Annotated in this window: 20 protein-coding genes and 1 pseudogene; 1 reads left to right on the top strand and 20 read right to left on the bottom strand. The window is 72.3% G+C overall.

Features of this window, described 5'->3' with window-relative positions:
* Positions 1-238: 238 nt before the first annotated feature.
* The 17 genes from ACFYR0_RS30645 to ACFYR0_RS30565 all read right to left on the bottom strand — a co-directional run bounded on the left by ACFYR0_RS30645 (position 239) and on the right by ACFYR0_RS30565 (position 13,772).
* Entirely contained in the window at positions 239-796 is a 558-nt protein-coding gene (locus ACFYR0_RS30645) for a TetR/AcrR family transcriptional regulator (protein ID WP_389335314.1), read from the bottom strand.
* A gap of 83 nt (positions 797-879) precedes the next feature.
* Complete coding sequence (gene whiG / locus ACFYR0_RS30640) at positions 880-1,722, bottom strand: RNA polymerase sigma factor WhiG (protein WP_389335209.1); 843 nt, start codon at positions 1,720-1,722, stop codon at positions 880-882.
* Between the two features lie 281 nt (positions 1,723-2,003).
* Positions 2,004-3,158, bottom strand: coding sequence for a DNA-processing protein DprA (dprA, locus tag ACFYR0_RS30635; protein WP_389335206.1), 1,155 nt, complete (start codon positions 3,156-3,158; stop codon positions 2,004-2,006).
* Positions 3,155-4,780 (bottom strand): YifB family Mg chelatase-like AAA ATPase, encoded by a 1,626-nt coding sequence (locus tag ACFYR0_RS30630; RefSeq protein WP_389335203.1) that lies wholly within the window; start codon positions 4,778-4,780, stop codon positions 3,155-3,157. The genes dprA and ACFYR0_RS30630 overlap by 4 nt, the downstream gene beginning before the upstream one ends.
* Positions 4,780-5,202, bottom strand: coding sequence for a YraN family protein (locus tag ACFYR0_RS30625; RefSeq protein ID WP_386378112.1), 423 nt, complete (start codon positions 5,200-5,202; stop codon positions 4,780-4,782). The genes ACFYR0_RS30630 and ACFYR0_RS30625 overlap by 1 nt, the downstream gene beginning before the upstream one ends.
* A 225-nt stretch (positions 5,203-5,427) precedes the next feature.
* Positions 5,428-5,736 (bottom strand): DUF2469 domain-containing protein, encoded by a 309-nt coding sequence (locus ACFYR0_RS30620; protein WP_005311352.1) that lies wholly within the window; start codon positions 5,734-5,736, stop codon positions 5,428-5,430.
* A gap of 56 nt (positions 5,737-5,792) precedes the next feature.
* Entirely contained in the window at positions 5,793-6,269 is a 477-nt protein-coding gene (locus tag ACFYR0_RS30615; protein WP_389335311.1) for an NUDIX hydrolase, read from the bottom strand.
* 100 nt (positions 6,270-6,369) lie between these two features.
* Positions 6,370-7,146: a signal peptidase I gene (gene lepB, locus ACFYR0_RS30610; protein ID WP_389335199.1), complete on the bottom strand. Its 777-nt coding sequence runs from the start codon at positions 7,144-7,146 to the stop codon at positions 6,370-6,372.
* Between the two features lie 104 nt (positions 7,147-7,250).
* A complete protein-coding gene (gene lepB, locus ACFYR0_RS30605) occupies positions 7,251-8,189 on the bottom strand; it encodes a signal peptidase I (protein WP_389335196.1) in 939 nt (312 codons plus the stop codon).
* Positions 8,077-9,171, bottom strand: coding sequence for a signal peptidase I (gene lepB, locus ACFYR0_RS30600; protein ID WP_389335193.1), 1,095 nt, complete (start codon positions 9,169-9,171; stop codon positions 8,077-8,079). The genes lepB (ACFYR0_RS30605) and lepB (ACFYR0_RS30600) overlap by 113 nt, the downstream gene beginning before the upstream one ends.
* Positions 9,164-9,934, bottom strand: coding sequence for a signal peptidase I (gene lepB, locus ACFYR0_RS30595; RefSeq protein WP_389335190.1), 771 nt, complete (start codon positions 9,932-9,934; stop codon positions 9,164-9,166). Before lepB (ACFYR0_RS30595) ends, lepB (ACFYR0_RS30600) begins: the two co-directional genes overlap by 8 nt.
* Before the next feature lie 45 nt (positions 9,935-9,979).
* Positions 9,980-10,330: a 50S ribosomal protein L19 gene (gene rplS, locus ACFYR0_RS30590; RefSeq protein WP_386378030.1), complete on the bottom strand. Its 351-nt coding sequence runs from the start codon at positions 10,328-10,330 to the stop codon at positions 9,980-9,982.
* 134 nt (positions 10,331-10,464) lie between these two features.
* Positions 10,465-11,298, bottom strand: coding sequence for a tRNA (guanosine(37)-N1)-methyltransferase TrmD (trmD, locus tag ACFYR0_RS30585; RefSeq protein ID WP_389335186.1), 834 nt, complete (start codon positions 11,296-11,298; stop codon positions 10,465-10,467).
* Positions 11,298-11,939 carry a ribosome maturation factor RimM gene (gene rimM, locus ACFYR0_RS30580; protein WP_389335183.1) on the bottom strand — a complete coding sequence of 214 codons (642 nt, stop codon included), beginning with the start codon at positions 11,937-11,939 and terminating at the stop codon, positions 11,298-11,300. The genes trmD and rimM overlap by 1 nt, the downstream gene beginning before the upstream one ends.
* Before the next feature lie 112 nt (positions 11,940-12,051).
* The gene (locus tag ACFYR0_RS30575) at positions 12,052-12,291 is read right to left on the bottom strand and encodes an RNA-binding protein (RefSeq protein ID WP_389335180.1); all 240 of its coding nucleotides are present in this window, start codon (positions 12,289-12,291) and stop codon (positions 12,052-12,054) included.
* Positions 12,292-12,296: 5 nt separating this feature from the next.
* On the bottom strand, positions 12,297-12,719 hold the full coding sequence (rpsP, locus tag ACFYR0_RS30570; protein WP_386378034.1) for a 30S ribosomal protein S16: 423 nt from the start codon (positions 12,717-12,719) through the stop codon (positions 12,297-12,299).
* A gap of 456 nt (positions 12,720-13,175) precedes the next feature.
* Positions 13,176-13,772 (bottom strand): hypothetical protein, encoded by a 597-nt coding sequence (locus ACFYR0_RS30565; protein ID WP_389335177.1) that lies wholly within the window; start codon positions 13,770-13,772, stop codon positions 13,176-13,178.
* 570 nt (positions 13,773-14,342) lie between these two features.
* On the opposite strand from ACFYR0_RS30565, the gene ACFYR0_RS30560 reads away from it, so the two are divergent.
* A complete protein-coding gene (locus ACFYR0_RS30560) occupies positions 14,343-15,194 on the top strand; it encodes an SAM-dependent methyltransferase (protein ID WP_389335174.1) in 852 nt (283 codons plus the stop codon).
* 214 nt (positions 15,195-15,408) lie between these two features.
* Here the strand turns inward: ACFYR0_RS30560 and ACFYR0_RS30555 are convergent.
* The 3 genes and pseudogenes from ACFYR0_RS30555 to ACFYR0_RS30545 form a co-directional block, all read right to left on the bottom strand.
* Positions 15,409-15,642 (bottom strand): annotated as a pseudogene (locus ACFYR0_RS30555) (cell division protein FtsH); the annotation flags it as partial.
* A 21-nt stretch (positions 15,643-15,663) separates the two neighbouring features.
* Positions 15,664-17,214: a signal recognition particle protein gene (gene ffh, locus ACFYR0_RS30550; RefSeq protein ID WP_389335171.1), complete on the bottom strand. Its 1,551-nt coding sequence runs from the start codon at positions 17,212-17,214 to the stop codon at positions 15,664-15,666.
* Positions 17,215-17,551: 337 nt separating this feature from the next.
* The gene (locus tag ACFYR0_RS30545) at positions 17,552-19,999 is read right to left on the bottom strand and encodes a [protein-PII] uridylyltransferase (RefSeq protein WP_389335168.1); all 2,448 of its coding nucleotides are present in this window, start codon (positions 19,997-19,999) and stop codon (positions 17,552-17,554) included.
* Positions 20,000-20,018: the final 19 nt, after the last annotated feature.

Here is a 20,018-nt window from a genome sequence, read left to right as displayed (position 1 = left end):
TAGACGGCTGATCCGCGGGCGGCTACGAGGGCGAGCTGTTGTGACCGGTGGTCGGCTGCGGGGCGCGGTGGGCCGGTCGCGCAGTTCCCCGCGCCCCTCTACGACGGCTGATCCGCGGGCGGCTACGAGGGCGAGCTGTTGTGACCGGTGGTCGGCTGCGGGGCGCGGTGGGCCGGTCGCGCAGTTCTCCGCGCCCCTTGGCGGCGGCTGATCCGCGGGCGACTGCGAGAGGGGCGGGTCAGCCCTGGACGCCGTGGAGGACCATGGCGATGGTGGCTGTCGCGATGACGTCGGGGTGTTCGGCCGCGCCGAGTTCGACGCGGCGGACGGCGGCGTCGACGACGCCCTGGACGAGCATCGCGGCGAGCCGGGGCTCCTCGTGGCCGAGGTCGGCGAGCGCGTCGACGATCATCGCGACGAGACCGCCGTGCGCGGCGCGGATCTTCTCCCGGGCGCCCGCGTCCAGCTCGCTCGCCGAGATCGCCACGACGGCCCGGTGCCGCCGGTCCCTCACCAGCTCCAGCTGCGCCCGCACATACGCCTCGACCTTGCCGGCCGGCGTCGCCTCCCCCTCCATGGCCGCCGAGACCTCCGAGGCCCACACGGGGAAGTCGACCTCGCACAGCTCCTCGACCACGGCGGCCCGCGACCGGAAGTACTCGTACACCGACGACCGCGCGAGCCCGGTGCGCTCGGCGAGGGCCGGGAAGGTCAGCGCCTCCGTCCCGCCCTCGGACAGCAGGGAACGAGCCGCGTCCAGCAGGGCGGCTCGCTGCATCGACCGGTGCTCGGCCACGGAGGCCGCTCGAATCCTTGGCACGTCAACCACTGTACGGACGTGCCACCCGCAACGGGAGCGTCCCGGCCAGGCCCACCCGCTCAGCGGCCGAAGCCGGCCAGCTTCGCGCGCAGCTGGAGCACGGACTTGGTGTGGATCTGGCTGACCCGGCTCTCGGTCACACCCAGCACGTTCCCGATCTCGGCGAGGGTGAGGCCTTCGTAGTAGTAGAGCGTGACGACGGTCTTCTCGCGGTCGGGCAGCGTGTTGATCGCCCTGGCCAGGAACCGCCGCAGCTCACGGTCCTCGGCGACCTCCACGGGGTTGTCCGCGGCGGTGTCCTCCAGGGTGTCCATGAAGCTGAGCCCGTCGCCGTCCTCACCCCCGACGTGCAGCAGTTCCTCCAGGGCCACCACGTTGGCCAGCGACAACTGGCTGAAGACGGCGTGCAGTTCGTCCACGGCGATGCCCAGCTCGGCGGCCACCTCGCTCTCCGTGGGGGTGCGCCGCAGCCGGGCCTCCAGGGTGGCGTAGGCCCGCTCGACATTGCGTGCCTTCTGCCGTACCGAGCGGGGGATCCAGTCCAGTGCCCGCAGCTCGTCGATCATCGCGCCGCGGATCCGGGTGATCGCGTACGTCTCGAACTTGATCTCCCGTTCGATGTCGAACTTCTCGATCGCGTCGATGAGTCCGAAGACGCCCGAGGAGACGAAGTCGGCCTGCTCCACATTGGGCGGCAGGCCGACGCTCACCCGTCCCGCCACGTACTTGACCAGCGGCGAGTAGTGCAGGATCAGCTGCTCGCGCAGCCGCTCGTCCGCGGTCGCCTTGTACGACCGCCACAGTTCGTCGAGCGTCGAGGGAGCGGGCGGCCGCACGCCGCCACCGTCGCGGGCGGCTGGGGGGATGGCCGCCCGGTCGGACCCGGAGGTGTGCTGGGGCATTCGTCGCCTTGAGCCGTTCTGCCGAGAAGCTTGCGAAGTAGGGGTACCTGGGTGAGCTGTCGGACTGGTGCCGACTTGCCGGTCTGTGTCGGGAACTTCGTGAGCGTAGCGTGACTGGAGTGTCGCGGTGCGCTAAGAGCGCGGCCCGACGTGTACGCAGATACGTTCCGCTGACCGCTCCGCCGGGGCATGGCAGGCACCACCGGCGACCGCCGGGCCGCGTCAACTCGGCGTTCTCCCAAGGGGAGTACGGCTTCCCCCGGACGGACGAACACCCTCGGTCAGCTTCCCGGACGACCACCGCGAAGCGAGACCATCGCCTGGCGTGTCAACTTCCAGCCGTCGCCGTGTCGTTCGACGTAACCCAGTGCCCTGAGTTCGTACAGTCTCGCGACGGCGTCGTCCTCGGTCGTCTGTGCGCCGCGGGCGACCTCCTCGGGTACGGCGGCCCGCCGGGCGGGCAGCGCGGCGAGGACCCGCCGGGTGGCGGCGGGCAGCAGGTCGCGGGGCAGCACCGGCCCGCGCCGCTCCGGGGCGAGCTGCCCCATGGCGCCGACCAGCTCGACGACCTCGGCGGCATCCGTGACGAGCAGCGCCTCCCCGCGCAGCAGCTCGTGCACCCCGGCGGAGAGCGCGCTGGTGACGGGGCCGGGCACGCCCATGGTGTGCCGGCCCAGCCGCTGCGCGGCCCGCGCGGTGACCAGGGAGCCGCTGCGGTGGGCCGCCTCCACGACCACGGTTCCCCTGGTCAAGGCGGCGATGACCCGGTTGCGCAGGACGAATCTGCTGGGCGTCGGATGATCGCCCGGGGGCAACTCGCCGATCACCAGACCCTGTTCCGCGATCCTGTTGATCAACTCCGTGTGGCCGCGCGGATAGGGCCGGTCCACACCGCAGGCCAGCACGGCGACCGTGGCTCCGCCCGCGCCGAGAGCACCCCGGTGGGCCGCGCCGTCGACGCCGTAGGCGCCGCCGGAGACGACGACCCAGCCGTGCTCGGCGAGACCCGCGGCGAGGGTGACGGCCGTGTGGGCGCCGTACTCGGTGCAGGCGCGGGCGCCGACCACCGCCACCGACCGCAGCGCCCACATCCGCAGACTGGGCCGCCCGCGCACCCACAGCCCCAGCGGACGGGCGTCGCCGAGGTCGTCGAGCTGCGAAGGCCACTCGGGCCCACCGGGACACACGAACCGCACCCCCGCCTCCCGCGCGAGGGCCAGGTCCCGCTCGGGCTCGGCCTTGCGCGCCCGGGCCAGCAGTCCGGCCCAGCGAGTCGCGCCGACGCCCGGCAGCGGCTCCCCGCCCTCGCGCAGCCGTGCCGCCACCTCCCCCGCTCCGGCCTCCCGCACCCATCGCCCGGCCTTCTCGTCCCCGGGTTCGACGACCCGGGCGAGGAAGACACGGTCCAGGAGGTCTGGCGGCGGACCGCCGCTCACGTCAGTGCCCCGATGGCCAGCGGCACACCGCGCGGGACGCCCGTGCGCAGTTGCAGGGCCAGGGCGACGTCCATCCCGCTCGGCCGGTCGTGGCCGACGAGGTCCGCGACGGTCCAGGCGACCCGCAGCACCCTGTCCAGGCCCCGCGCGGTCAGCACGCCCCGTTCGAGGCTGCGCTCGGCCTCGTCCATCGCGCCGGCCGCGGCGTAGAAGCGGCTGCGCAGTTCACGGCCGGGTACCTCGCCGTTGGTGCTCCACGGGGTGCCGGACAGCCGGGCCGCGGCCCGTTCGCGGGCCCGGCGCACCCGGTCGGCGACCGTCGCCGTGGACTCCCCGCGGGCGCCCCGCTCGGTCAGCTGGGCGCGGGTGACCCGGTCCACCTCCACCCGCAGGTCGACCCGGTCGAGCAGCGGCCCGGAGAGCCGGGCCTGGTAGCGGCGGATGGCCGAGGGCGGGCACTCGCACAGGTCGTCCGTTCGGGAGAAGCGCCCGCAGGGGCACGGGTTGGCGGCCAGCACCATCAGGAATCTGGCCGGGAACCGGACGACACCGGCACTGCGCGCGATGACCACATGGCCCGCCTCCAGCGGCTGGCGCAGGGCGTCGAGCGCCTGGCTCCTGAACTCCGGTGTCTCGTCGAGGAACAGCACGCCCCGGTGCGACAGCGACACCGCGCCCGGCCTGGCGACGCCCTGCCCGCCGCCGACCAGTGCCTGCATGGTCGCCGAGTGGTGCGGGGCGCAGTAGGGGGCGGCGTCGATCAGCGGCTTGCCCGCGGGCAGCAGTCCGGCCACCGAGTGCACGGCCGTGACCTCCAGCGACTCCTGCCGGGTGAGCCGGGGCAGGATCGCGGGCAGCCGTTCGGCGAGCATGGTCTTCCCGGCGCCCGGCGGTCCCTCGAGGAACAGATGGTGGCCGCCGGCCGCGGCGACCTCCACCGCCGTGCGGGCCGCGAGCTGGCCCACCACGTCGGCCAGGTCGTGTCCCGCGTCGTGCTGCGCCGCGCCCATGCCGTGCATGCCGGTGGCCGCTCCGGTACCGGGCACGCGCAGTCCGGCCAGCAGCGGATCGGGCCGGCCCTGGTCGTCGGGATCCTCCTCGGGCACCGGCTCGTCCGCGAGGACGGCGATGAGCTGCCGGAGGCTGCGGACGCCCAGCACGGACACGCCCGGCACGAGGGAGGCCTCCGCGGCCGCGCACTCCGGCACGACCACCTGCTCGTACCCCGCGTCGGCCGCGGCCAGCACGGCGGGCAGAACACCGCGCACCGGGCGGACCCGTCCGTCCAGGCCCAGTTCCCCGATCATCACGAGGTCGGACAGGACCCGCGGATCGACGCGCTCCGCCGCGCCGAGCACCGCCGCGGCGACGGCGAGATCGAACCCACTGCCGCTCTTGGGCACCGACGCCGGACTGAGGCCCACGGTCAGCTTCTTCTGCGGCCAGGCCGTGCCGGAGTTGACCACGGCGGCGCGGACACGGTCGCGGCTCTCCGTGAGGCTCTTGTCGGGGAGCCCGACCAGGGTGAACGCGGCGACGCCGGGTTCGAGGTCGGCCTGGACCTCGACGACCACGCCCTCGACCCCGACCAGGGCGACCGAGCAGGTACGGGCGAATCCCATCAGGCCACCCCCCGCGCGTGTTCCACGACGGGCGCGCCGCGGCGGGGCAGGAGCACACCCACCACGTCGATGCGGACGCCGCCGGGCGGGGCGCCTCCGTGGGTCTGGATCCAGCGTTCGGCGAGATCGCGCAGGCGCCCGGCCTTCTCCGGGGTCACCGCGGCCATGGGGTGTTCGTAGCCGCCGTCCCTGCGGGTCTTCACCTCGCAGACGACCAGGACGTCCCCGTCCCGCGCGACGATGTCGATCTCGCCCGTGCGGCCGCAGCGCCAGTTGCGCTCCAGGACCGTCATCCCGGCCTCGGCCAGCCGCCGAGCGGCCAGCGTCTCGCCGTACCTGCCGAGGGCACTGCGTGATTTTCCGAACGCGCCGCGCGCGTTTCCCGTGCTCATGTCGGCACCACCTCCGGCGCCAACGATCACGCGGCCCACCCGCAGCGAGTGGATCTTGGTGGACAGTCGGGCGTCTGTGGAGAACGCCGCCGCCCGTTCGGGTGAAAGAGCCGGCCTCTCACAGCCCCGACTGAAAACACCCACCCTCACAGCCCCGGCCGAAAGCGCCCGCCTTCGCACCCCCGGCCGAGAGCGCCCGCACCCGGACCGAAACAGCCCGCCCCTCACAGCCCCGGCAGAAACGCCCTCAGGGGCTCAGCTCCCCGGCAGCTCCAGATCGCTCTTGTTGAGCTCCTCGATATTCACGTCCTTGAACGTGAGCACCCGCACCTGCTTGACGAACCGAGCCGGCCGGTACATGTCCCAGACCCAGGCGTCGGCCATGGAAACCTCGAAGAAAACCTCACCCTGGACCGAGTGCACCTGCATCTCGTAGTCATTGGTCAGGTAGAAGCGCCGCTCGGTCTCGATCACGTACTTGAACAGACCGACGACGTCGCGGTACTCGCGATAGAGCTTGAGCTCCATCTCGGTCTCGTACTTCTCGAGGTCCTCCGCGCTCATGGCATGTTCCCCTTCAGCCGTGCGATCCACCCATTGTGCGCCAGCCTCGCGGCCCTCTAGACGATTTCCGTGTCGAGGGTGACGGGTCGGGCCGGGGGACCTTCGTCGAGCAGCGTGCGCAGCAGCCCGGCGAGTCTGGTCGGGTACACCGTCTCATGCGTCCGGGCGAGTTCCTCACACGCCCACCACCGGGCTCCGGCGACGCTGGCCCGCTCCAGTTCCGTCAGTGCCGTGGCCCTGGTCGCGGTCTGGGTCGTACGGGCCAGGTAGTACCACTCGTCCTGGTCCCAGCGGCGCCCCGCGAACGGGAACGAGCATCTGCGCCGCCACAGCACGGGCCCGAGCTCGACCTCGGTGATCCCCGTCTCCTCGACGAGTTCCCGCAGCGCGGCGTCCGCGCGCGTCTCGTCGCCCTCCACTCCGCCGCCGGGAGTGAACCACCAGTCGTTCGCCGGATCGTCCGGTTCATGACCGTGGAGCAGCAGCACCCGGTCCCGCGGATCGAGCAGCACGACCCGGGCGACCTTCCGCAGACCGCCGTCGTACGAATCCCGCGCCCCGGCGCCGGACGAGTCCCGCTGCTCACCGCCGTACGGCCGCCGCGGCCCGCTCTCCGAGGACTCCCGCGCCACCTCAGCCGGCACCGGCATCCACCGTCCGCCGCCTGCGCGCACCGCCGACCCGTTTGGCGACGGGCCCGTACGCGGCACCGGCCATGACCAGCACGGCCCCGCCGACGATCATGCCGACGAGCATCCGGAACGGCCCCGGCTCGGACAGTTCCCCGCCCAGCGCCTCGAACCCGGCCGGGCGGGGCAGCAGGCCGTCCATCGGCCAGACGACGGCGTCGATCCGGCCGTCGATCGCGGAACGCGCGACCGTGCCGCTGGCCGCGTCCTGGAGGTGGGCGGTGGAGTCCAGCGAGCCCGCGCGCTCGTCACCGAGCAGGAAGACCCGGTCCTTGGGGACGGTCACCGTCGGGAACGCCATGCTCTCCGCGGCCTCGCCCTCGGGCAGATAGGGCTCGTCGATCTCCTTGCCGTTGACCGTCAGCCGGCCGTCCGTGCAACAGGCGACGGTGTCCCCGCCGATCCCGACGACCCGCTTGACCAGCGGCGCGTTCGCCCAGGCGGCGTCCTTGAAGACCACCACGTCGCCGCGGCGGATCTCGTCGCCGTCCACGCGCTCCGCCAGCACCCGGTCGCCCGCCTCGATGGTGGGGCTCATCGAACGCGTGGGCACGGTGTACGGCCGGTAGACGACCGCTCCCCAGCCGAAGCCGGCGAGGAACAGCACCAGGCCCAGCGCCACCGCCAGCCCGGACAGCACCTGCCCGGCCCTGCCGCCCGCCTCGCCGTCGCCCGTCCCGCCGCTCCGCGGGGCCGTATCTGTCGCACTCTCAGCACCCATGGGTCCGCACCCTACCCGGCGGTACGGGAAGCGGTCAGCCCCCTCTCACGCGACCGAGGTCACGCGGGAAGGGGCTGATGGCACAGGGCGAGGCGCGCTCGGTGTCACTTGCGCCGGCGGCGCCACACGGCGATCGGAAGCACACCCACGAGCGCCAGCGCCTGGGGCGCCACAGCCGCCGGGGCCGCCGAGCTCCTGTCGACCTCCTCGAGGCTGTCCGGCACGGGCAGCGTGCCCCAGCGGTTGATGGGCCAGGCCTTGACGATGGCGCGGCCGACGACCTTCTCCACGGGCACCATGCCGTGGTGGGAGTCCGCCTGGTTGTAGCGCGAGTCGCGGGAGTTCTGGCGGTGGTCGCCCATCACCCAGATGAACCCCTCGGGGACCGTCACCTTGAAGCGGCCGCCCTGGTCGTCGTCGCTGCACGGCGTGTTGCCCGGGTAGACGTAGGGCTCGTCCAGCGGCTTGCCGTTGACCTTCAGCGGGCCGGTGCCGGCGCACTCGACGGTGTCGCCGCCGACGCCGACGACCCGCTTGATCAGGTCCTTCTCCTCCGCGGACGGCATGAGGCCGATCCAGCTGAGGACCGTCTGGAGGGCGTTCGGGTCGGGCGTGGGCTCGCCGGCCAGCCAGTTGTCCGGGTCGTGGAAGACGACGACCTCGCCGCGCTCGGGCTCGGAGCCGAACCACGGGGTCAGCTTGTCGACCAGGACCCGGTCACCCTGCTGGAGGGTGTTCTGCATCGAGTCGGAGGGGATCGAGAACGCCTGCACCAGGAACGTCTTGATCAGCAGCGCCAGCACGAGCGCGATACCGATCAGGATCGGCAGTTCCTTCCAGAAGGAACGCTGCTTCTTCCTCGGTTCCGCGGGGCGCGTGCCCTCGGGAGTCTGTTCGTCCGTCACCGTGCCGCCCTCGGTCGTACCGGCGTCACTCCCGGGGTTCATGACGCGGTCCACCGAGGGGCCGGTCGCATCCCCGGGCCGTCCGCGGTGTTCCTCGCCGTCGTGCCCGGACCGTGCGCCAACCGCCACATCCCCCACGCCAACTCCTCACTCCGTGCCGCCGCCTGTGCCTCATCCGGTGCAGGCCCACCACTCCCATAACGAGCGGGAGTTCCGCAGGGCTCGGGAGCTGGGTCATGGTGTCCGGATCGTCGGAGGCAACCCTATGCGACAGCGGAGGAGCAGCGGTCGAACCGGGCGTGGAGTCGGGCACGGCGGAGAAGGTCTGCGGCTCGTCCAGGCCGGTCCAGTGGTTGACGGGCCAGCCGATGACGACGGCGCGTCCCACCACCTCGTCGACCGACACCGTGCCGCCGTAGTCCTGGTCCTGGTGGGCGCGGGAGTCCGCGGAGTCGGAACGGTGGTCGCCCATCACCCACAGACGGCCCTCGGGCACCGTGATGTCGAACTTGGATTCGGAGGGGACGTTGCCCGGATGCAGGTAGTCGGTCTCGTTCAGCGGCATGCCGTTGACGGTCACCCGGCCCTGCGCGTCACAGCACACGACACGGTCGCCGCCGACGCCGACGACCCGCTTGATCAGGTCCTTCTCGTCCTCGGACGGCAGCAGGCCGATGAAGGTCAGCGCCTGCTTGACCTGCTTCACGACGACCGGGTCGTCCTTCTTCCGGGTCGGCTGCTCGCTGCGCAGCCAGCCCCCGGGGTCCTTGAAGACGACGACGTCACCGCGCTGGGGCTCGGAGCCGAACCACGGTGTGAGCTTGTCCACCAGGACCCGGTCGCCGATCTGGATCGTCTGCTCCATGGAGCCGGACGGGATCACGAAGGCCTGCACCAGGAACGTCTTCAGCACCAGCGCTATCAGCACGGCCACTCCGGCCAGGAGCGGTATCTCCTTGATCGCGGAGCGGCGCCGCCGTCGCTTCACCTTGCGCTGGAGCTTGCGCCGGTCGACGCGGCTGCGGCTCGATGAGGCGCCGGACGACCGTCGGGTGCCGGTCGGCAGCAGGTCCTCGGCGGCGCTGGTCGCCACGCCACGGGGCTTTCCGCGGTTACCCACGCGCACCACCGGAGGCCGTCCCCGCCGGACCCTGGCCCGCGCCGACTGCCCCCGCCGGGCCCTGGCCCGTGCCGACGGAGCCGCTCGCCCCGGGCACTCGCGCGTACGCGTCCGGCCGCTCCAGCCGGCCCACGTGCCCGATCGGCCACACGATCCCCTCGGCACGGCCGATCACCGCACGGACGGGCACCATGCCGCCGCCCGGGGAGCCCAGACGGTCGCGGGAGTCGCTGGATTCGCTTCGGTGGTCGCCGAGGAGGAACAGCCGTCCCTCGGGCACGACCACCTCGAAGGGCACCGAGGACGCGCTGTCACCGGGGTACAGGAAAGTCGACTCGTCGACCTGTCGGCCGTTCACCTCGATCCTGCCCTCCCTGTCACAGCAGACCACGCGGTCTCCCTCTACGCCTACGACGCGTTTGATGTAGTCGGCGTTCCCGAAGTACCCGGTGCCGTCGAAGACGACTACGTCCCCGCGCCGGGGTTCGGCACCGAAACGGTACGCCAACTTATTTACGAGAACGCGGTCCCCGACCCTCAATCCCTGCTCCATCGACCCGCTGGGGATCTGGAACGGCTTCGCCACGAACACGTTGACGAGCAGCAGGAACAGCAGGCAGACCAGCAGCGACAGGGTGATCCCGCCGCCGGGCAGCCAGGGGGTGATCCGCGACACCAACGCGAAACGCGACCGTCCCTCCGGCCCAGGTGTCCCGGGTCCGGAGGGGCGGTCGCGCTCCGTCGGCTGAGCTTCGGTGTCCATCGGGGCCAGATGTTATCCGGCCCCGGTGTGAACCCCGACGCGAGATCAGTTCTCGCGCTTCTCCTTGATCTTCGCCGCCTTGCCGCGCAGGTCGCGCAGGTAGTACAGCTTGGCGCGACGCACGTCACCGCGGGTGACGAGCTCGATCTTCTCCACGATCGGGGTGTGCACCGGGAAGGTGCGCTCGACGCCGACGGAGAAGGAGACCTTGCGGACCGTGAAGGTCTCGCGCACGCCGGAACCCTGGCGACGGATCACAACGCCCTTGAACTGCTGCACACGGGAGCGGTTGCCCTCGATGACGCGGACGTGGACGTTGACGGTGTCACCCGGGCGGAAGGCCGGGACGTCGCTGCGCAGCGACGCGGCGTCGACGGTGTCGAGCAGGTGAGACATTTCGTCTGCTTTCTTCGCTGATGCCACAGGTCATCAACGGAAACTAGATGTTCTGGTGAAAGGCCGTGCGGGTCGGAGCGGACGTCGTGTCCCCCTGCGGCAGGGGCGCACGCCGGACGGCGCACAACAGCGCCCTATTCTTCCACGTCCTCGACCCGCCGCCAAAATCGGCCGAACCGCTCACCCTCCGGGTCCGGGGCCCAGCCGAGGATGGACAGCATCTCCCGGTCCTTCTTGTCGAAGGTCTTCGGGTCGCAGCGCTCGATCAGGTCGGGACGGTTGGCCGTGGTGCGCCGCAGGGCCTCGTCACGGCGCCAGCGGGCGATCTTCCCGTGGTGGCCGCTGAGCAGCACCTCGGGGATGTCCCGGTCCCGCCACACCGGCGGCTTGGTGTAGACGGGCCCCTCCAGGAGGTTCGCCATCGCGCCGGGCGCGAAGGAGTCGTCCCGGTGCGACTCGGCGTTGCCCAGCACCCCGGGCAGCAGCCGGGCCACGGCCTCGGTGATGACCAGGACGGCCGCCTCGCCGCCGGCCAGGACGTAGTCGCCGATGGACACCTCGTAGACCGGCATCCGGGTGGCGTACTCGTCCACGACCCGGCGGTCGATGCCCTCGTAACGGGCCGGGGTGAAGACCAGCCAGGGGCGCTCGGAGAGCTCGACGGCCAGTTCCTGGGTGAAGGGGCGGCCGCTGGGGGTGGGTACGATCAGCGCCGGCGCGCCGGACCCCGACTCGTAGCCGTCGGCCAGCACCGAGTCCAGGGCGTCGCCCCAGGGGTCAGTCTTCATGACCATGCCGGGGCCGCCGCCGTAGGGCGTGTCGTCGACCGTGTTGTGGCGGTCGTACGTCCAGGACCGCAGGTCGTGCAGCCGCACGTCCAGGCGGCCACGCGCGCGTGCCTTGCCGACCAGGGAGACGTTCAGCGGCTCCAGGTACTCGGGGAAGATCGTGACGACGTCGAGTCGCATCAGTCGTCGCCTCCGTCGCCGCCGGCCGCCTCCGCGTCGTCCGCAGCGGCCTTGTCGCCGCCGTCCGCGCCCGTGGTGTCGTCCGCATCCGCCTTGTCGCCTTCGGCGTCCCGGGTGGAGGCGATCTCCGCGCGGTCGTCGATCAGGCCGGGCGGCGGGTCGACGACGGCCCGCTGCTCCTCCAGGTCGATCTCGACGACGATCTCCTGCACGAAGGGGATCATCACCTCGCTGCCGTCCGCCCGCTCGACGATGAAGAGGTCCTGGGAGGGCAGGTGCGAGATCTCCGTGATCCGGCCGACCTCGACGCCGTCCGTGGTGACCACGTCCAGGTCCATCAGCTGGTGGTCGTAGTACTCGTCCTCTTCCTCGGGCAGCTCCTCCGGGTCCACCTCGGCGATGAGGAGCGTGTTGCGCAGCGCCTCGGCGCCGGTGCGGTCGGCGACGCCCTCGAAGCGCAGGAGCAGGCGGCCGCTGTGGACGCGGCCGGTGGCGATGGTGAGCGGCCCGGTGGAGGCCGGGTCGGTGGCCAGGACGGCGCCCGGCGCGAGCCGCAGCTCGGGCTCGTCGGTACGCACCTCGACGGTGACCTCGCCCTTGATGCCATGGGCGCGGCCGATCCGCGCGACTACCAGCTGCACGTGTACAGATCTCCTGTCATACGACTACGGGCCGGGGACGGCCCAGTGGCCCTCCCCGGCCCGAGCCGGTTGCCTGAAGCGTGAGCGGACGAGGTCCGCTTCGCCTGAAGCGTCAGCGGATGTTGTCCACGTCGACGAGGTCGACACGGACACCGCGGCCGCCGATGGCGCCCACGACGGTGCGCAGAGCGCGTGCGGTGCGGCCGTTGCGGCCGATCACCTTGCCGAGGTCGTCCGGGTGGACCCGGACCTCGAGCACCCGCCCGCGGCGCAGGTTGCGCGAGGCGACCTGCACTTCGTCGGGGTTGTCGACGATGCCCTTCACGAGGTGCTCAAGCGCCTCTTCGAGCATGGTGCTCAGGCCTCGGTCGACTCGGAGGACTCGGCGGCGGCCTCGTCCTTCTTCTCGGCCTTCTTCTTCTGGGTGATGGCCTCACCCTTGCCCTCGTCGTCGCCACCGAGGGCGTCGAACGACGGGCGGGCCTTCTTGGGCTCGGCGACGAGCAGCGGCGCCGGGGCGGGCTCGCCCTTGAACTTCTGCCAGTCGCCGGTCTTCTTCAGGATGGCGAGCACGGGCTCGGTCGGCTGCGCGCCGACACCCAGCCAGTACGCCACGCGGTCGGCGTCCACCTCGATGACCGACGGGTTGTAGGTCGGGTGGTACTTGCCGATCTCCTCGATCGCACGGCCGTCACGGCGGGTGCGGGAGTCGGCGACGACGATGCGGTAGTGAGGCGAACGGATCTTGCCCAGACGCTTCAGCTTGATCTTGACTGCCACGGGAGTGGATTCTCCTGGATTTGACGTGGTGGAGCACACGGTGTGCCGCGTGGGGCTGCGGTACCCGAGTGGCCCGACGGACGCGTCAGCCGGAGGAGAGAGGGGTCCTGTGCGACTGTCGAGTACAGCTAGCCATTGTGCCACACGCCGGGGAGCCCCTCAGAACCAGGCCCTGACCGCCCGACGGAGCACGCGCCGAGGCCCTGGCGGGCGGGCCGAGCACACACGACCGCAGCCCTGGCGGCGGGCAGGACCCAAGCCCCGAGCGGCCAGCCGTAGCCCTGGCGGCGGGCAGGACCGAAGCTCCGACGGCCGGGCCGGGCGCACGGCCGAGCCCCTCGCCGTCCACCGGACGAGCGCATGCCGAGGTGCCGCACGTGCTCGTCCCCCACGCGCGGCACCTTCACCGCCCCACCGCACCGACAGCCACGAGTTGCCGGTGTCCCGTGTCGGGCGTTACGCCACCCCGGCCACCTCGGGGATCCGGAACGGCTTGCCGCAGCCCCCGCACACGATCGGCGCCTGGGCGAGGACCGACGGGACCACGCGCACATTGCGCCCGCAGTCGCAGACGGCCTTCACCCGCACCCCGCCGCCGGACGAGCCGTGGCGGGCCGCAGGGCCCCGGAACGACCGGGCCGTGTCGGCGGAGGTGGCGGCCGTGTGCGCCTTCAGGGCCCGCTGGAGCCGCTCGATCGTCGGCCGGTAGCGCCGCTTCGCCTCGGGGTTGAGCGTGACCAGCGAGAAGCCGCTGCTCGGGTGCGGCTCGTCGGGATGGTCCAGGCCCAGCTCCTCGGCGATCGCGAGGAATCTGCGGTTGTGGTACCGGCCCGCACGGGAGGTGTCACGCACCCCGCGCGAGGCTGCGATGCCGTGGACGGCCTCATGGAGCAGCCGTTCGAAGGAGAGCTCGTGACCGCACGCGGACGAGGACTCCCCGATGAGGGACTCGGGGGCGGCGAGGTCCGGCAGTTCGGGGTGGTACCGCTGAATATCGGCCCACGCCTGTGCCAGCTCCGCTGCGAGAACAGGTGGTGTCTGTGTCGTGCTCACGTAATGACAACGATCCAGAGGGCCGCCGTGTTCCTATTCCGGGCCATCCCAAATAATTTGCACGTACCCGTCAGTTGCCACTGATGCGCCCCGACGAGGGCGGGTGCGCTGATCTGCGGAGAAGCCTCGCACCTCATATCAAGCCGGTGCGTAGTGACCCCTACGACCCCGCGCGTAGGCCGGTCGTACGAGAGGTCGTGGCCGTGGCCCGCGAAAGCGCAAGGGGCGTTTCGGCCGCCTCGCACGTACTCCGGTCGGCCACCCGTGTATTCCGCTCAGCGCCGACGACGGCGGCGACGTTACCGGGCGCGTCACCACCCGCCCTCACCGGCCCTTCCCCGACGGCCGGTTGCGCCGCACGCGACGCGCGCCCGTTGATCGACACCGTACCGGCGCATATTGCCGGAAGGTGAAATCTCGCCACATGCGCGACCGGTCCTCAAGCAGGGCCACTCGACCACTGGACGGCACCGCGAGCCGGGAGTTACCTGGCATACGGGGGGACGAGCGCACGACTCGCGGGCCCGGAGCACGGCCCGCCATCACCTCTCTCGGATTGGGGCGCTTTTCATGACACCTACGCTCGTGCGGCAGCACCGGCCTCACTCGGGACCGCATCCCCGGGTGGATCCGCGGGCACGCGCGCGTGACTGGTCGGAGATCCAGGAACGGATGCTCGTCCCGCTCTACGAGGCCGTGTACGAAAGGCTCGACGTGGGCCCGGCGACCCGGCTCCTCGGCCTCGGCTGCGGCAGCGGACTGGCCCTGCTGATGGCACGGTCCCGGGGCGCCGCGATCACCGGGACCGACCCCTCCTCCCCCGAACGGCTCGCCCTGGCCCGGGAGCGCCTGCTCCCCGCCGACCCCGGGGCACCCGCACCCGGTCTGGCCCGCATCGTCGAGTACACGGGCCTGGCTGCGGGCGCCGACGAGACTCCCCGGTACACCCTGGTCACCGCGTTCGAACCGGTCGGCTGTGTGGAGGGCGACGCGGAGGTGCTCGGCGAACTGCTCGCCCCGACCACCCGGATGGCCGATCGCGGCGCCGCCGTGGTGCTGACCGGCTGGGGCCCGCCGGAGCGCTGCGCCACCTCGACGGTGCTGCGCTCGCTGCTCGGACCCGCCGATCCGGCGCGCTGTGCGGGCGGCTGGCGCGGTGCCCGGCGCGACGACCTGGAGGACATCGCCCGGCGGGCCGGCCTGCGGGCCGACGGCTCTGGCCGGGTCACCTGCGTCTTCGGGTACGCCGATCTGGACAGCGCGGTGCGCGGGCTGATGTCGACGGGCCTGTTCGACGCGGCCGTCGGCGACCGGGAGCAGGTCGACAAGGAACTGTCGGAGGCGCTGCACCCCTACCGGCGCCCGGACGGCACGGTGTGGATGCCCAACGTCTTCCGCTACCTGATCGCCCGCGTGCCGTAGACGACAGCGACCCTCACCCGGTCGCGGACACGCTCCGGGACGACAGCGGCCCCCACCCGCTCACGCCCACGCCCCGGGCGACGGCACCGGTCGAGCGCGCCCTCAAGCGGTTCCGTCCACGCCGTCCCGCGCGTCCACGCCGTCCCGCGCGTCCACGCCGCCCCGCGCGTTCCCGCCGTCCCGCGCGTCCACGCCCGCCCCGCGCGTTCCCGCCGTCCTCGCCCAGCCGCGTGATCCCGGCGATCCGGTACGCGTCCGCCTCCGCCGGCGTCTCGCGCTCCAGCAGCGCCGCGGCCAGCACGTCGAGCTGACCGCGGTGGTCGCGCAGTTTGCGGCAGACCTCGTCCTAGCAGTCGTCGACGATCCGCCGCATCTCGCCGTCGATGACGTCGAGGGTCCCCGGGGCCGCCAGGCCGTACGCCTGCCGGGCTTCGCCCGGTGGGGCCGACGGGCCTCGCGCGGGCCCGTGTCAGCCCATGAACTTCTTGAACTCGTCCGGCAGCTCGAAGTCCTGGCCCGCCTGCTGGCCCGGCATCCCGAAGGCACCGCCCTCGGCGGCGGCCGCGCGGCGGGCGGCCTCCTCCTGCTCCTGCTGCCTGCGCTTCATCGGGTTGCCCGAGCGCTGCTTGCCCTTGGCCTTCTTCGGCTGCTTCTTGGTCCGGCCGGGGCCGCCGCCCATGCCCGGGATCCCCGGCATACCCGGCATACCGCCGCCCTGGGCCATGCGCGACATCATCTTGCGGGCCTCGAAGAACCGCTCGACCAGGTTCTTCACCGCGCTGACCTCGACACCGGAACCCCGGGCGATACGGGCGCGGCGCGAGCCGTTGATGATCGTCGGTTCCTGGCGCTCGGCCGGGGTCATCGACTTGATGATCGCGGCCGTACGGTCGACGTCACGCTCGTCGATGTTGTTGATCTGGTCCTTGATCTGCCCCATGCCGGGCAGCATGCCGAGCAGCTTGCTGATCGAGCCCATCTTCCTGACCTGCTCCATCTGGGCCAGGAAGTCGTCCAGGGTGAAGTCCTGGCCCTTCTTCGACGCCAGCTTGGAGGCCATCTTCTGGGCCTCTTCCTGGCTGAACGTCTTCTCCGCCTGCTCGATCAGGGTGAGCAGGTCACCCATGTCGAGGATGCGGGAGGCCATCCGGTCAGGGTGGAACGCGTCGAACTCGTCGAGCTTCTCGCCGTTCGACGCGAACATGATCGGCTTGCCGGTGACCTCGCGGATCGACAGGGCCGCGCCACCGCGGGCGTCACCGTCGAGCTTGGAGAGCACCACACCGTCGAAGCCGACGCCGTCGCGGAAGGCCTCGGCGGTGTTGACCGCGTCCTGACCGATCATGGCGTCGACGACGAAGAGGATCTCGTCGGGGCCGACCGCGTCACGGATGTCCGCGGCCTGCCGCATCATCTCCTGGTCGATACCGAGGCGGCCCGCGGTGTCGACGATGACGATGTCGTGGACCTTGGCCTTGGCGAAGTCGATGGAGTCCTTGGCGACCTTGACCGGGTCACCCACGCCGTTGCCGGGCTCCGGCGCGTAGACGGCCACGCCGGCGCGCTCGGCGACGACGCTGAGCTGGTTCACGGCGTTGGGGCGCTGGAGGTCACAGGCGACGAGCAGCGGCGAGTGGCCCTGCTCCTTCAGCCAGTGGCCGAGCTTGCCCGCGAGGGTGGTCTTACCGGCACCCTGGAGACCGGCGAGCATGATGACCGTCGGCGGCTGCTTGGCGAACCGCAGCCGACGGGTCTCGCCGCCGAGGATCCTGACCAGTTCGTCGTTGACGATCTTGATGTACTGCTGGGCGGGATTGAGGGCCTTGGAGATCTCGGCTCCGAGCGCCCGTTCCTTGACGTTCTTGATAAAGGTCCGAACGACAGGAAGAGCGACATCGGCTTCCAGCAGAGCGATGCGGATCTCACGCGCCGTGGCGTCGACGTCCGCTTCGCTCAGTCGGCCTTTGCCCCGGAGGGACTTGAAGGCGACTGATAGGCGGTCGGAGAGAGTATCGAACACGGCGGCGTCGGTCCTCGGAGTAGGGAGCTGGGTCGCCCTCCAGGGTATCCGGCCGCGCAAGCAATTCGTCCCCGCCCGCCGAAGACGGGGGGCGGGGACGGAATCCCCGTAGTGGCGGGGAGCAGGCATGGCCGATCATCAGGACCTGCCGTGCGGACGGAACACCCCCGCACGTGCGGGGAGCACGGTCCGCGTCGGCCCGGCCAAGGCAGGCGTAGAGAGACACCACCGGCGTGCGGGGAGCACGGGCACGCGGTGATGAGCACCGCCCCGCACGCCGGAACACCCCCGGGGGTGCGGGGAGCTCATCACGTCAACGTATGACACGACCGTGAGGTCACGCCCGGAGCATCTCCTCCAGCTTCCGTGCCACCGAGGCGGCCTCCTCCCCCGGCAGCGGGGCGCCCTCCTCCCCCGTGACGTAGAAGGCGTCGACGGCGTTCGCGCCGAGCGTGGAGACATGGGCGCTGCGCACCCGGACCGCCGCGTCCTCTAGGGCCCGGCCGATCCGGAAGAGCAGGCCTGGGGCGTCCTGGGCACGCACCTCGATGACCGTGGCGTGGCGCGAGGCGGCAGGGGCCACCGTCACGTGCGGCGGCGGGGCGACGACCCCGCGGCGCCTCGGGTAGGCCGCGTCCCGCTCGGCGAGGCGCCCGGCCACGTCCAGCGAGCCGTCCAGGGCACGGACGAGGTCGGCGCGCAGCCGGGCGGCCTGCGGCAGGGAGCCGTACTCGGCGGCGACGCGCCAGTTCAGCACCAGGACCGAGCCGTCGACGCCCTGGGGCAGGTCCAAGGCGCGCAGCTCGGCCGTGCGGACGGTGAGCCGGTGCATGGCGAGGACGCCCGCGGCGGCGGGCAGCACCCCCGGCTGGTCCGGTACGGCCATCAGCAGCTCCACGCCCAGTGGCTCGGGCCCCTCCGCCGCGGTCTCCCCGGCCGGCGGCTCGGTCTGCGCGCGCAGCGCGAGCACGGGGCCGCCGGTGCGGAACGCCTCGATGGCGAGCCGTTCCTGCTCGGCGGTCGGGGCGGCCGCCTCGGGCTCGTCGGCGGTGTCCCCGGCGAGCACCGCGGAGACGCGTTTGACCAGGTCGGCTACGAGCGAGCCGCGCCAGGAGGACCAGGCGGCCGGGCCGGTGGCCAGGGCGTCCGCCTCGGTCAGGGCGTGCAGCAGCTCCAGCGTGCTCTGGGAGCCGACCGCCTCGGCGACGGCCCGCACGGTGGCCGGGTCCTCCAGGTCGCGCCGGGTGGCCGTCTCGATGAGCAGCAGATGGTGCCGTACGAGGGTGGCGAGGCAGGCGACGTCGGAGAGGTCGAAGCCGATCCGGGTCGCCACGTCGCGGGCGATGATCTCACCGGCCACGGAGTGGTCGCCGGGCCAGCCCTTGCCGATGTCGTGCAGCAGCGCGCCGACCAGCAGCAGGTCGGGGCGGCTGACGCGGCGGGTGAACTCGGAGGCACGCACCGCGGTCTCGATGAGGTGCCGGTCGACGGTCCACACGTGCACGGCGTTGCGCTGCGGGCGGCAGCGCACCCGCTCCCAGTCCGGCAGGATGCGGGTGATCAGGCCCTCGGCCTCCAGCGCCTCCCAGACCTCCACGGTGGGGCGGCCGGAGCCGAGCAGGGTGACGAGCTGCTCGCGCGCCTCGGCGGGCCAGGGCGTGGGCAGCGGGCGCACGGTCGCGGCGAGCCGCCTGACGGCGTGCAGGGAGAGCGGCAGGCCGGCCTGGGCGGCGGCGGCCGCGGCGCGCAGCGGCAGCACCGGGTCGCGCTCGGGGCGGGCGGCGCGGGCGAGCACCACCTCGCCCTCCTGCTCGACGACTCCCTCGGCCAGGGGCGAACGCTCGGCGACCGGCTTGCCGCCGCCCAGCATGGCGCGCAGCCGCGGCCGTACCGCGCGCGAGCGCAGCACCCGGCCGACCTCGCGCCAGGTGACGTCGCTGGCGTAGGAGATGACCCGGGCGGCCTCGTAGACCTGGCGCAGCAGGGTGTCGGCGTCGAGGAGGCCGAGCCCGGCGGCGACCTGGTCCTGTTCCTGGAGGGCGAGCCGGTCGGTGGCGCGCCCGGTGGCGAGGTGGAGGGCGTCGCGGACGTCGAGGAGGTGGCGCCGGGCGTCGTCGAGGCCCTCGCGCGGGGCGTCGGCGAGCCATGAGGCGGCGACCGCGCGCAGGGCGGTGGCGTCGCGCAGCCCGCCGCGGGCCTCCTTGAGGTCGGGTTCCAGGAGGTACTGGAGCTCGCCCTGGCGTTCGGCGCGTTCGGCGCACAGTTCCTGGAGTTCGGGCAGGCGTCTGGGTGCCTGGTTGCGCCAGTCGGCGAGGACGGTGGTGCGCAGCGAGGCGGTGAGGCCGAGGTCGCCGGCGAGGTGCCGGGCGTCCAGCAGGCCGAGCTGGACCTTGAGGTCCTCCCCCGCGGTCCGGCGCGCCTCGGCCGGGGTGCGCACGGAGTGGTCGAGGGCGAGTCCGAGGTCCCAGACCGGGTACCAGACGCGGTCGGCGAGCGCGGCCACCGCCTCGGGGTCGGTGCCGTCGTGCAGGAGGAGCAGGTCGAGGTCGCTGCGCGGGGAGAGTTCGCCGCGGCCGTAGCCGCCGACGGCGATCAGGGAGACTCCGCGCAGTCGCCCGGCGCCGGCGGTGAACAGTCCGGCCAGCCAATCGTCGGTGAGCCCGGCGAGGGCGGCACGGCGCGGCGGCCCGGACCGCGCCTCCTCGGTGAGGAGACGCAGCCGGGCCGCCGCGTAGCCGCTGGGTCCCGAGTCCTCTTCTTCCGTACGAACGTTCGTGCTCGTCACCCAGCGACTCCTGTTCTTC

Source organism: Streptomyces sp. NPDC005017 (genome assembly GCF_042873115.1).
GTDB lineage: Bacteria > Actinomycetota > Actinomycetes > Streptomycetales > Streptomycetaceae > Streptomyces.
The sequence above is the reverse complement of the archived record's forward strand: the minus strand, read 5'-3'. Positions and strand labels throughout refer to the sequence as shown.